Here is a 13518-nt window from a genome sequence, read left to right as displayed (position 1 = left end):
AGTTTGTTGATCAATCTATCATTTATCAAGAAATAAATCAAAAAGTTTCACATACATAATTGCCCACCTTATGTGCTATATATTGTGTTTCACTATTTAAAGTCACACAATATATAGCACTTTTTCATTGATTTTTTACATAAGATCGCTATACTAGAAAACATCAAATAAGACGAGTGAGGGGATCAAAATGGTTACTGTGTTTTCTAAAAATAACTGCATCCAATGCAAAATGACTAAGAAATTCTTAAAAGCCCACAACATTAATTTCGTTGAACATAATATTGATGAACAACCAGAATTTATTAACAGTTTAAAGTCAGAAGGTTTCATGGCAACACCAGTTGTTAAGTTGCCAAATGGTAATGCCTTTTCTGGTTTCCGTCCTGACGAATTAAACAAATTAACTCAAGCAATTTAATCTAATCGCAAGGACTATTCAAAATTCATCAATTTATACCGGAATTTGGTGATTTTAGAGTGGTTAGTGATAGAAAGTATTTTTTATCGCAACCGCTTTTTTTATTCGCTATTTAAAAAAATGATAGAAAGTGAGAATAAACATGGCACTATCTGATATTGATTTAACACAAGTTAAGTACTATGACCTTAACAATGAGGTTAATATTCCCAAGGATGGCAAAATCCAGTTAGATAAGGATCAAGCTGCTCTCAAAGACTTTATTGAGAATAACGTAAAGCCTAATACCAAGCAATTTGCTTCCGTGACCGCTCGCTATAAGTGGTTAGAAGACAATGACTACATTGAAGACGGCTTTATGGATAAGTATAGTGATGCTTTTATTGAAAAGTTATACGACTACTTAAAGCAACAAAATTTTCATTTTCATTCATTTATGGCCGCTTACAAATTCTATGCCCAATATGCTCTGCGGACTAATGACAAGGAATATTACCTTGAAAACTATATTGACCGGGTTGCAATGAACGCCCTTTACTTAGCGAATGGAGATGAAGAGCTAGCAATGATCCTGGCTGATGAGATTATTCATCAACGCTATCAACCAGCAACCCCTACCTTCTTGAACGTTGGTCGGAAACGGCGGGGAGAGTTCGTTTCATGCTTTGCCATTCAGCCAACGGATAACATGAACACTATCGGTCGAACAATCAATTCTGCGCTCCAGCTTTCTAAGATTGGTGGCGGTGTGGGAATCAATCTGAGCAATCTTCGTGAAGCAGGTGCCCCAATTAAGAAAATCGAAAATGCTGCTAGTGGGGTTGTCCCGGTAATGAAATTGTTAGAGGATAGTTTTTCCTACTCTAATCAGCTAGGTCAGCGTCAAGGTGCCGGGGTTGTTTACCTTAGCGTCTTCCACCCGGATATTATTGAATTCCTAGGTGCTAAAAAGGAAAATGCTGACGAAAAGATTCGGTTAAAGACCCTCTCTCTTGGAGTTACTGTTCCTGATAAGTTCTATGAATTGGTTGAAAAAGATGAAGATATGTACCTTTTCAGCCCCTACGATGTAGAACGGGTATACGGCAAACCATTCTCCTATGTTGATATTACCGAAGAATACGATAATATGGTTGCTAACGATGAGATTCACAAAAAGAAAGTGAATGCCCGTGACCTCGAAGATGAAATCAGTAAGCTTCAACAAGAATCTGGCTACCCTTACATTATCAACATTGACACCGTTAACCGTGACAATCCAATTGACGGTAAAATCGTGATGAGCAACCTCTGCTCTGAAATTGCCCAGGTTCAAACCCCATCCATTGTTGCCGATGATCAAAGCTACGAGACTCTTGGTACTGACATTAGCTGTAACTTAGGTTCTACTAATATTGCCAATATGATGAATACACCAGATTTTGGCCGTTCAATTCGCGCAATTGTTCGCGGTCTAACACGGATCAGTGACGTAGAAAGTCTTGACGTGGTTCCTTCAATCAAAAAGGGAAATGAGCTTAGTCACTCAATCGGACTTGGGGCAATGGGACTTCATGGCTACTTGGCCAAGAATCATATCCAATATGGAAGTCCGGTTGCTGTTGAATTCACTAGCGTTTACTTCATGCTACTTAATTACTGGTCACTAGTTGCTTCTAATGAAATTGCAAAGGAACGCCACGAAACGTTCCATAATTTTGAAAAGAGCAAGTACGCCGATGGTTCATACTTTGATAAGTACGTAAGTAAGGATTGGGGTCCTAAGTCTGACCTTGTTAAGAAGCTTTTTGCGAACATCCATATCCCAACGATTGATGACTGGAAGAAGCTAAAGGATGACGTTATGGCTGATGGACTTTACAATGAATATCGGTTAGCGGTTGCGCCTAATGGTTCTACTTCCTACATTAATGATTCAACTGCAAGCTTGACACCAATCATTAACCGGATTGAAGAACGGCAAGAGAAGATGATTGGGAAGATTTACTACCCCGCTCCATATCTTTCTAATGACACAATGCCATATTACCGTTCCGCATATGACATGGATATGCGAACAGTAATTGATACTTACGCAGCTGCCCAACAACATGTTGATCAATCACTATCTCTTACCCTCTTTGTTCGTTCAACAATGCCAGAGGGCCTCTATGAATGGAAGAACGGTCGGACAAATAAAATGACTACTCGTGATCTCAATATTCTGCGCCACTACGCTTATAAGAAAGGGATCAAGTCAATTTACTACGTCCGGACATTTACCGATGATAATGATGAAATTGGTGCAAACCAATGTGAAAGCTGTGTTATCTAAGCGGGATTAAATTGATTTTCAGATCGATGCTTGCTAAACTTAAAAATATATGAATTTTAAAAATTCACGTCTTAAAAATGGTTGATTGCGAATAAGGAGCCTAATAAATGAAGCTTGAAGAATATAAACCTTTGACAGAATACAAAGCGATTAATTGGAATGAAGTTTCCGATATGATCGATAAAGCAACTTGGGAAAAGCTGACAGAGCAATTCTGGCTCGATACGCGGATTCCCGTTTCAAACGACTTAGATGATTGGCGAGAACTTGACACCGATCATCAATGGACTGTTGGTCACGTTTTCGGTGGATTAACCCTTCTGGATACTGTTCAGTCTGAAGCTGGTTTAACAGCCTTAAAGCAAGACGTTAAAACACAACACGAAACAGCAGTCTTGAATAACATCCAATTCATGGAATCAGTTCACGCCAAGAGTTACTCAACAATTTTTTCAACATTAAATACCCCTGAAGAAATTAACGAAATTTTTGACTGGTCAGATTCCGAAGAGTACTTACAAAATAAGGCGGTTCAAATTGCTAATATTTACCGCAATCCAGAGGAAGATCCATTAAAGAAGAAGGTTGCCAATGTTTTCCTTGAAACTTTCCTCTTCTATTCTGGTTTCTATACCCCACTCTATTATCTAGGACACAATAAGCTGAATAACGTTGCCGAAATTATTAAGTTAATTTTACGGGACGAGTCAGTTCACGGAACTTACATTGGCTACAAGTTCCAAGTGGGGATGCACGACCGAACAGAAAAGCAACAACAAGACATGAAGGACTGGATGTATAACTTCCTTTACGAGTTATATGATAACGAAGAAAAGTACACCCACTTGCTTTATGATCAAGTTGGCTGGACAGAAGACGTCTTAACCTTCATTCGTTACAATGCCAACAAGGCACTAATGAACCTCGGGCAAGACCCGCTCTTCCCCGATACTGCTTCAGATGTCAATCCAGTCGTTATGAACGGGATTTCCACATCAACGGCAAACCATGACTTCTTTAGCCAAGTAGGAAATGGCTACCGTTTAGGTGCTGTTGAAGCAATGAATGATGATGACTACAACGTTGCGGATCCAAACGCTACAAAAGATAAGAACGATAAAGAATAAAATTAAACATCTTATTTAATAAGCTGCGAGATAATCATTACTTAAAGTTATCTCGCAGCTTTTTCTTTATCCTGTTCAACTAAGAACATGGCTATCAATTATACACTGAATATCTCTATTATAAGATTGTGAACTAAGTTTCAATCGTTAACAAATAAAAGATCTTTTATCAGTGGACTATCCCAAAAATAATACCAATATTTTTATTGTTTTTACAGTCATTGAGGCTATAATATTGGAAACGCTAACATTAGCATTTACCATTGTTCATTCAATCACATAGCTATTTACTTTTTCTAAAAATATAGTATATTTATTTATGTTCAATGATTAACAAAAATAAAAATTAAAGGAGCTTATTCTCATGGCTAAAGATAAGAAAAATCTTGAAACTACAACACCTGTTGATAAAGAACAAGAAGCTCAAACTATGATTAATGACTTAGTAGAGCGTAGTCAAAAGGCTTTTGACAAATTACGTTACTACAGCCAAGAACAAGTTGATAAGATCTGTCAAGCAATGGCATTGGCAGCAGAAGAACACCACATGGATTTAGCCGTAGACGCTGCGAACGAAACTGGTCGTGGTGTTGCTGAAGATAAAGCAATTAAGAACATCTATGCTAGTGAATACATCTGGAACAACATTCGTCATGATAAGACTGTTGGTATTATCAAAGACGATGATGAAGATCAAACAATTACAATTGCTGATCCGCTGGGAATTATCGCTGGTGTTGTCCCAGTTACTAACCCAACTTCAACCACAATTTTCAAATCCATTATTTCCGCTAAGACACGGAACACGATCATTTTCTCCTTCCACCCTCAAGCTTTGAAGTCATCCATTAAGACCGCAAAGATTCTTCAGGAAGCTGCTGAAAAAGCTGGTGCTCCTAAGGACATGATTCAATGGATTCCACAATGTAGTCTTGAAGCTACTAATGCATTGCTTCGTCACCCTAACATTGCTACTATTTTGGCAACTGGTGGTCCTGCATTAGTTAAGGCTGCCTACAGTTCAGGTAACCCTGCATTAGGTGTTGGTCCTGGTAACGGTCCTGCTTACATTGAAAAGACTGCTAACATTGCTCGTTCCGTTTACGACATTGTTTTATCCAAGACCTTTGATAACGGTATGATTTGTGCTACTGAAAACTCAGTCGTTGTTGATGACGAAATTTACGACCAAGTAAAAGAAGAATTCAAGAAGTGGAATTGTTACTTCGTTAAGCCAAATGAATTAGATACCTTCACTGAAGGATTTATTGACACTAAGCGGCACCAAGTACGTGGCCCGATTGCTGGTCGTTCTGCTAACGCAATTGCCGAAATGTGTGGCTTGAAAGATGTTCCTGAACACACTAAGGTAATTATTGCTGAATACGAAGGTGTGGGTGACGATTACCCACTTTCAGCTGAAAAGCTTTCCCCAGTTCTTACTATGTACCGGGCAACTTCTCACGAAAATGCCTTTGATATTTGTCGTCAATTACTTCACTACGGTGGTGAAGGACACACCGCTGCCATTCATACCCTTGATGATGATTTGGCTACTAAGTACGGTCTTGAAATGCGTGCTTCCCGGATTATCGTTAACTCACCATCTGGTATCGGCGGTATTGGTAACATCTACAACAACATGACTCCATCCCTTACTCTTGGTACCGGTTCATACGGTGGTAACTCAGTATCACACAACGTTACTGACTGGGATCTATTGAACATTAAGGTTATTGCTAAGCGTCGTGAAAACCGTCAATGGGTTAAGATTCCCCCAAAAGTATACTTTCAACGCAACTCACTAAAAGAATTGCGCGACATTCCTAACATTGACCGGGCTTTTATCGTTACCGGTCCAGGAATGAGCAAGCGTGGTTACGTTCAACGAGTAATTGACGAATTACGTCTTCGTCAAAACGAAACTGCTTTCTTGGTATTTGATGATGTTGAAGAAGATCCATCAACTAACACCGTTGAAAAGGGTGTTGCTATGATGAACGACTTTAAGCCTGACACCATTATCGCCCTCGGTGGGGGTTCACCAATGGATGCTGCCAAAGCAATGTGGATGTTCTATGAGCACCCAGAAACTTCCTGGTACGGTGTTATGCAAAAGTACCTTGATATCCGTAAGCGTGCTTACCAAATCAAGAAGCCTACTAAGTCACAATTAATTGGAATTCCTACTACCTCAGGAACTGGTTCAGAAGTTACTCCATTTGCCGTAATTACTGATTCCAAGACCCACGTTAAGTACCCACTTGCTGACTACGCATTAACTCCAAACATTGCGATTGTCGATTCACAATTCGTTGAAACTGTTCCTCCCAAGACCACTGCTTACACGGGTTTGGACGTCCTTTGTCACGCTACTGAATCATATGTTTCAGTAATGGCAACTGATTATACTCGTGGTTGGTCACTTCAAACTATCAAGGGGGTTATGGAATACCTTCCTAACTCCGTAAAGGGTAACAAGCTTGCTCGGCGGAAGATGCACGACTTCTCAACAATGGCTGGGATGGCATTTGGTCAAGCATTCCTTGGAATTAACCACTCTCTTGCCCACAAGATGGGTGGAGCATTCGGCCTTCCTCACGGTTTATTGATTGCAATTGCCCTTCCACAAGTTATCCGCTTCAATGCTAAGCGGCCACAAAAGCTTGCTCTCTGGCCTCACTACGAAACTTACCACGCAACTAAGGACTATGCTGACATTGCTCGTTTCATCGGTCTTCAAGGAAACTCTGATGAAGAATTAGCTGAAGCATACGCCAAGAAAGTAATTGAACTTGCTCACAAGTGTGGTGTTAAGTTAAGCCTTAAGGACAACGGTGTTAGCCGGGAAGACTTTGACAAAGTTGTTGATAAGCTTGCTGTTCTTGCCTACGAAGATCAATGTACTACCACTAACCCAGTTGAACCACTCGTTAGCCAACTTAAGGAACTCCTTGAACGTTGCTACGAAGGTACTGGTGTAGAAAAAGACTAATCAACTGATTAAATTCAAAAAGAAGATCGAGTTTTCTCGGTCTTCTTTTTGCTACTTAAATTCCTTACTTTAATACCAGTTCCGCTTTACAAAATTTTCTCATATTGTCCCAATCAATTTCGTAGCCTAGCCCGGGCTGATGAGGAACATTGACGTAAGTTCCATCTAGCTCAACTACTGGTTTGATAATATCTTGATTATAATAACGAGTTGAGGCAGCAATATCATTAGGAAGTGTATATCCTTGGAGAGTAGCAATTGCAACATTTTCTGCCCTTGCAACTCCAGAATCTAACATCCCGCCACACCAACATTGAATACCATGCTTACTTGCATATTCCTGAATTTGTTTTGCTGCTCCTAGTCCACCAACCCGAGCAACTTTAATATTAATAATACGACCACTACCTAATTGAATCATTTTCTTAGTATCAGCCAAAGAAAGGATACTTTCATCCAGACAAATTGCTGTCTTTAATTTGGATTGAAGTTGTGCATGATCAACTAAATCGCCCGGTTCCAACGGCTGTTCAATCATGAGTAACCCCAACTCATCAAGCCGTTGTAACATTGGTAGATCTTTTAAGCGGTATGCAGAATTGGCATCAGCCATGAGCATTGCTTCTGGGAACTCGTTCCGGACAGCTTTAATGAACTGATAATCGGCTCCCGGTTTTATTTTCATTTTTATTCGCCGATAGCCATCGTTGAGATAGCCACGAACTGTTTCAACTAATTTCTCCGGTGAGGATTGAACACCAATACTAACCCCAACTTCAACTTTTTGTTTGTCTCCGCCCAGCGCTTTTGCTAACGGTAGCTGAAGCCGTTTAGCATATAAATCCCAGAGTGCGCAATTTACACATGCCTTGCTCATATTATTTCGCCGAATATGGCTAAATAGTTGATAAATATCATCTGGATGATTAATGTCATGGCCAACAACTTTAGGTAATAATTGTTCTTTTAATAGGTCCCATGCTCCTGAGCGAAATTCTTCATTATAAAACGGAACATCAAAAGCTGAACACTCTGAATATCCACAATTGCCATCCTGATCCGTCAACTCTAAGATAATCGTGCGCTTATACTTAATTACCCCGAAGCTAACCTCAAAAGCATTCCTTAAGGGTAAATCAATTTTAAATAATCGTGCTTTTTCAATTTTCATCTCATCACTTTCTCCCTACTAGTTTGCCTTTTTACCATGGATAGTTAATGAAGCAACAAATGCCAGTAATGCAAAGAATGTTAATACCAAGAAGGCTGCCGTATAGCTATGAGTACCTTGGATAACAAGGCCAATTAAAATTGGTGCTAAGAAGCCCGCAAGTTGTCCACCAAAATTAACTACCCCAATTGATGCTCCGTAATTTGTTTTTGCAACCAATTGTGCCACAAACGCATAGGAGGCAGCGAAACCAATTGATTTAGTAAAGTAGGCCAACACTTCAAAGGTAATTACTCCAGTTAAGCTTAGCGAATGGAACATTCCATACATGAATACCATAGTCACTAATGCTGAAAGAGAAATTAACCATTTCTCATGACCGGTAAAGAACTTAACCATGATGAATCCGGCAATAAATGATCCAATCCCTGCCGTAATGGAAGGAAGAGGAACTAACCAAGCAATTCCTTTTAGATTAATATGGCGTGCTTGAAGAAGATAAGTAGGCATCCAAGTATCTAATCCCTTTGTAATCACACTAAAGCCAAACACAACTACCGAAAAGCTTAATACTCGCCAGTCAAACTTTCCTTTAACCTTTTGATCTCCTGTATCATAATCTGGAATTTCGCGATTTAATGGTCGTTCGAAGAAGTAATAGAACGCCAAATAAACAAGGCCTAACACTCCAACAACATGAAACGCGCCACGCCAACTTAACAGGGCAATCAAGGGAGCCACAATAAACGGTGCTAGTGCGTTCCCAATATAATTAGATGAAATAGCAACCGCGGATGCTTGACCACGTTTATTTTCCGGGAATGCCAAGCGAACCTGTTTCATTGCTGCTGACGGATATGATCCTTCACCAATTCCAAACAGAACCCTAATAATAATCAGCGAAGTAAATGACCAGGCAAATCCTGTCATCACAGTAAATACTGACCAGGCCAAAAGCGAGAGTACCGTCATCCATTTAGTGCCAAACCGGTCAACAAGCCAACCACCTGGAACCTGCATTAATGAATAACTAAAGAAAAACGCAGAGCCGACTACTCCTAATTGAGCCGGAGTCAACGTAAAGCTTTTTCCAACATAAGCAAGCGCAATATTCATTGCGGAACGATCAATAAAACAAACAATAAATCCCAAGAAAACCAATACTAGTGTTCGATATGACTTTGGCCTTTCATTCTGGCCCATTAACTGTTGTGATTCATCCATAAGGTAACCTTCTTTCCACTATTTAGAATTTAAATTTCGACAGAGGTAAGTAATAATTTTTATTCCATCAAGAAAAGCATCAATTGTTATATTCTCATTTGGTGCATGATTATGCTGATCATAATTTGCCAATGGAATAGTAAATGGCGGAATCCCGATAATATCTTTCCAAATATAATTAGGCACACTGCCAGGCATTACCGGCTCAATCAGTGCTTTACCGGTGGCTTCTGTAATTGTAGAAACCAGCCGAGGGATTAATGGGTTGCTTGCTGCAATTTTTACAGGATCAAGCTTAACCAAGTACTTAATTTGGATTTGTTCTTCATTTAATTCCGCTTTAAGCGTGTTGTTAATTAATTTAATTACCTCATCACATGTCTGGTTAGCAACCAAGCGGCAGTCAATAATTGCAGTTGCTTTACCAGGAATAATTGTTTTTACCCCGTCACCCTCATAGCCGCTACTCAAACCATTAATTGTCATTGATGGTTGAAACATTAGCCGATAATAATAATCAAATTTATCCTTATAAATTGGTGCTGGAATATTGTACGGACTTGGCAGAGAACTTAGCCACTCTCGTTCTTGACTGCTTGGCTCAACCACTTCTTTATAAAATTCCTTAATTCTACATTGACCAGTTAGTGGGTTAATTAGCTTATTTAAAACCCGCATAAGTTCAACGGCCGCATTCTTACTAACATTTCCAAAATTCCCTGAATGCAGAGCGCTTTCGTTAGTTCTTACTCCTAACCTAAACGATAAAACACCCCGGTTTCCTAATCGTAAAACATGGTCTCCTGATTGGCTCATTGATCCATCCATTACAAAAACTGCTGAAAGGTTATTTAGGTACGGATCCTTCAAGGCACGAACTGTTTGAAGGAGGTGCGGACTTCCAATCTCCTCTTCACCCTCAATGAGAATTCTGGCTGTAAAAGGTAACTCCCCATATAATTGCTGATAAACATAAAAACCACATATTTGTGCCACTAATTGGCCCTTATTATCGCCAGTACCGCGACCATACAAGCGGCCGTCACGCTGAGTTAATTTGAATGGCTTTACTTTCCATTCAGCCAATTTTCCTGGCAACTGAACATCATAATGCCCATAAAACAAGTATTCATTATCCTTCTCTGGAGAAAGGGTTGCGATAATAATTGGATTACCAGCCGTTTCAATAATCTCAACTTTCGCATGAATGAATTGTTCTAAAAGTTCTTTCAAGAATTTAACCGTTGCTTGGATTCCTTCTCCTGTTTGACTAAGGCTTTTTTGACTTACAAAGTTAGCTAATAGATTAATAAACTGCTGCTGATTTTCCCTAACATAGTCATCAATCGTCATTTCATCACCTCCAAAATTATAATATAATTAGAATATTCTCATTTATTTTTAAAATTCAATATTACTTTTTATGTAGTTAATAACAAAATTGCTATGAAAGAGGTAACAAAGATGAACTTAACGCAATTAAAATACTTTACCGAAGTCGTCAAAACAATGAATATGACAAAGGTAGCAACTAAATTACATGTTGCTCAACCATCTATTAGTCGCAGTATTCGGGAGTTAGAGAACGAATTAGGCGTTTCGCTATTTATTCGTCAAGGGAAAAAGTTAATCTTAACCGCTCAAGGTAATTATTTCTTTACGGTAGTTAATCGGTCATTCAATCAATTACGGTTAGCAAAGGAAAATGTAAAGGCAATTCACTCACTTAACAATAAAAGGATCACTATTAAGATGTGTGAAACTACTCCCTTACTGGTTTCATTTCTCAAAATCATTCATCACAAATATCCCCAAATTAACCTCCAATTTATCCAAAGTAAAATCGACAATGATCCTCGGCATTATGATTTTCAGCTTGTGCCTCTACCGGTCCCCGAGCAACATAACGAATTGTTACTATCCGAAGAAGTCTTTTTGGCGACGAGTAAGGAAAATTCACAGTCAACATTTCAATTGGAAAAAATTAACCAACTACCCCTAATTGAAATGAACGAGTCACCATTTGCCGACTTTACCCAACGCTTTCTTTCTGCACAAAGAATAGATCCTCAAGTTGTCTTGCGAACAGGCGATCGTAATCTCATGATTAATTTAGTAGCTCAGGGCTATGCTTCATGCTTTGTTCCTGAGTTATCCTGGAACTGTACAACTAACCTTGAAAAGATTTCATTACATAGAATTGGGAAGAATGGCTTTCATAGAAGGATTTATCTTTCCTATCCCTATGGGCCAAGAACAAGCATCCAAGAGCAAGTTGCAACGCTCCTTCTTAATTACTGTCATTCCTTAAAAAAGGCATAATTAAGCTCCCCTTTGCGTTCGCAGAGCAATTCATAATGAATGAGGAACTCACCTCAAGTGATCGTTTGAATAAAATAAATACAAAAAGTCCTTAGTACTAAGAATTTACTAATACTAAGGACCATTTTTACTTATTGGACCGCTTTAATATTAATTACCGAATTATCACCGTCATTTGCCTCCAAGCGAAGAAGGTTCGCTGCTGATTCATTTTGCTGAAGGTCTTCAGCCCCATGGTCAACCCCATCGAGTTTATTATCGCCATCATCAGTATGGAGAATAAAGCCATCAGCGTAAGAAGCAATCACTTTATTGTCCCCGTCATCCGTCTTCACTGTGTAATGCCCCTTAAATGTGACTCCATTACTAGTGAAGTCACCGTCGCCAAGGGTTGTCTTTCCGCCCGTCACAGTAAGATTATTATAAACAACGTCACCATCAGCTGCATTAACATCCATATTATCCATATCGACATTTGTAATGCTCAAATCACCATCAGCAATATCGAGTTCCCCGGATAATTTACTTCCTTTAGGTACCGTAATGACAATGGTGTCATCCCCGTCATTATAAGAGAAGAACGTTCCATGGCTACCGGTTTGACTAATAGTGGCAACCTGATTAGTTACCCTAACCTTAGGGAGACGAGCGTTACTTCCTTGATAGCTAATGGAAAATTTTGAGCCCGTCTTAATCAGAACATTAGCAGTCGAACTAGTCAGATTAATTTTAGTAAATTCCTTATTAGTGCTTAATTCCTTAGTAACTTGTTTTTCAATCACCGGAGTTGTTCCCTTAAAACTGATATTTTTCATCCCATGACCAGCAAAACCAACTATCATCAGTATAATTCCAATAATTAGTATTCCCAAACTAATCTTAAACATTCTTTTCATGCTTTTCTGCCCTCCTCTGAACTAACTTTTGGTAAATATACTTAGCTAAATTGGCAATTGCCTGTGCTAGCCAGCGAATGATCCAATAAACTAACGGAATACAGAATAACAGAATCCCCAGTATTGTTATCCCAAAGCCGATATATAAGATTCCGGTCATCGGAGCCGCAACAACAACCCCAATTCCTGAATAGAGAAGCACTCCAGCGGCGAACACCAAGCCAGCTAAAGTTCCCAAAATACCAACACTAACGCCGAAGACAGCTGCTAAAGCACAGATAAGAACAACTAGCGCTCCGAAACTCAGCGCAAACGTAATTGGTGATGTGACAATTGCAATGATAATTAGCCAAAAGACCCGCCAACTGGAATGTGGAGATGCCGTATGACCGCTTTTAGTTTCCTCATCATTAGCCTTAATCGAATAGTCTGCTAAAATTTTATGGCTTAGCTGCCGCGGATTACCCATCTCCTTAACAATTTGCTGATAGCTATTGTAACCAGCATCTTCAATATACTCATTGTAAAAGTCCAGTGCATCCGTTCGCTCTTCAACAGTTAATGGTGCTAATAATTTCTTTAATTCCGAAATATATTTCTGGCGACCATCCATTATTCTTCTCCACACTTCCGATAAAAGATTCGGTCCAAATTACTCTTATATTCTTCCCATAATTGCAAGATTTCTTGTAGGTGCTGCTTACCAACATCCGTTATTTGATAATATCGCCGGTTTCTTCCCTGAAATGACTTATCATACGTCGTCAGGTCACCATTTTTCTTTAAGCGGCGAAGGACCGGGTACATTGTTGATTCAGAAACATCAATTACGTTTTTTACTTTCTGGGTTAACGCATAACCATAATAATCATCCTGTTTGAGAATCGCTAATACCAGTCCATCAAGGAGTTCAGCAGTTATTTGAATTTTCATTTAATCTTCCTCCTTAACTTCCACAATATTATATCGTGTATAATATTGTATTTAAATATAGTATGATCTTAAATTTAATTAAATTTGATTGATCTTTTCCTAGTTCCTGTAATTT

General features: G+C 39.1%; 11 protein-coding genes. 5 read left to right on the top strand and 6 right to left on the bottom strand.

Annotation, left to right across the window (positions count from 1 at the left end):
* The first annotated feature begins 190 nt into the window (after window positions 1-190).
* The 4 genes from nrdH to adhE all read left to right on the top strand — a co-directional run bounded on the left by nrdH (window position 191) and on the right by adhE (window position 6857).
* Window positions 191-421, top strand: a complete 231-nt coding sequence (nrdH, locus tag HMPREF0549_RS06860; protein WP_003717545.1) for a glutaredoxin-like protein NrdH — start codon at window positions 191-193, stop codon at window positions 419-421.
* A gap of 142 nt (window positions 422-563) precedes the next feature.
* On the top strand, window positions 564-2735 hold the full coding sequence (gene nrdE / locus HMPREF0549_RS06855; RefSeq protein ID WP_003717544.1) for a class 1b ribonucleoside-diphosphate reductase subunit alpha: 2172 nt from the start codon (window positions 564-566) through the stop codon (window positions 2733-2735).
* Window positions 2736-2842: 107 nt separating this feature from the next.
* A complete protein-coding gene (gene nrdF / locus HMPREF0549_RS06850) occupies window positions 2843-3862 on the top strand; it encodes a class 1b ribonucleoside-diphosphate reductase subunit beta (RefSeq protein WP_003717543.1) in 1020 nt (339 codons plus the stop codon).
* A 364-nt stretch (window positions 3863-4226) separates the two neighbouring features.
* Window positions 4227-6857: a bifunctional acetaldehyde-CoA/alcohol dehydrogenase gene (adhE, locus tag HMPREF0549_RS06845; RefSeq protein WP_003717542.1), complete on the top strand. Its 2631-nt coding sequence runs from the start codon at window positions 4227-4229 to the stop codon at window positions 6855-6857.
* 64 nt (window positions 6858-6921) lie between these two features.
* On the opposite strand, the gene menC is transcribed toward adhE, so the two are convergent.
* The 3 genes from menC to HMPREF0549_RS06830 are packed head-to-tail and all read right to left on the bottom strand — an operon-like array spanning window position 6922 to window position 10605.
* Window positions 6922-8028, bottom strand: a complete 1107-nt coding sequence (gene menC, locus HMPREF0549_RS06840; RefSeq protein WP_003717541.1) for an o-succinylbenzoate synthase — start codon at window positions 8026-8028, stop codon at window positions 6922-6924.
* 18 nt (window positions 8029-8046) lie between these two features.
* The gene (locus HMPREF0549_RS06835; protein WP_003717540.1) at window positions 8047-9252 is read right to left on the bottom strand and encodes an MFS transporter; all 1206 of its coding nucleotides are present in this window, start codon (window positions 9250-9252) and stop codon (window positions 8047-8049) included.
* 18 nt (window positions 9253-9270) lie between these two features.
* A complete protein-coding gene (locus HMPREF0549_RS06830; protein WP_003717539.1) occupies window positions 9271-10605 on the bottom strand; it encodes a M20/M25/M40 family metallo-hydrolase in 1335 nt (444 codons plus the stop codon).
* 111 nt (window positions 10606-10716) lie between these two features.
* Here HMPREF0549_RS06830 and HMPREF0549_RS06825 point away from each other — a divergent pair, with 111 nt between their 5' ends.
* On the top strand, window positions 10717-11574 hold the full coding sequence (locus HMPREF0549_RS06825; RefSeq protein WP_040531572.1) for a LysR family transcriptional regulator: 858 nt from the start codon (window positions 10717-10719) through the stop codon (window positions 11572-11574).
* A 131-nt stretch (window positions 11575-11705) separates the two neighbouring features.
* Here HMPREF0549_RS06825 and HMPREF0549_RS06820 read toward each other — a convergent pair whose 3' ends face one another.
* From HMPREF0549_RS06820 to HMPREF0549_RS06810, 3 genes are read right to left on the bottom strand one after another with little or no spacing between them, the layout of a single operon-like run.
* On the bottom strand, window positions 11706-12470 hold the full coding sequence (locus HMPREF0549_RS06820) for a DUF4097 family beta strand repeat-containing protein (RefSeq protein WP_003717537.1): 765 nt from the start codon (window positions 12468-12470) through the stop codon (window positions 11706-11708).
* Window positions 12454-13083, bottom strand: a complete 630-nt coding sequence (locus HMPREF0549_RS06815; RefSeq protein ID WP_003717536.1) for a DUF1700 domain-containing protein — start codon at window positions 13081-13083, stop codon at window positions 12454-12456. Before HMPREF0549_RS06815 ends, HMPREF0549_RS06820 begins: the two co-directional genes overlap by 17 nt.
* A complete protein-coding gene (locus HMPREF0549_RS06810; RefSeq protein WP_003717535.1) occupies window positions 13083-13403 on the bottom strand; it encodes a PadR family transcriptional regulator in 321 nt (106 codons plus the stop codon). Before HMPREF0549_RS06810 ends, HMPREF0549_RS06815 begins: the two co-directional genes overlap by 1 nt.
* Between the last annotated feature and the right edge of the window lie 115 nt (window positions 13404-13518).

Origin of the sequence: Limosilactobacillus vaginalis DSM 5837 = ATCC 49540 (assembly GCF_000159435.1) — a bacterium.
In the GTDB taxonomy this organism is placed as follows: domain Bacteria; phylum Bacillota; class Bacilli; order Lactobacillales; family Lactobacillaceae; genus Limosilactobacillus; species Limosilactobacillus vaginalis.
Note: the sequence above shows the minus strand (reverse complement) of the source record. Positions and strands in the feature narration are given on the sequence as shown.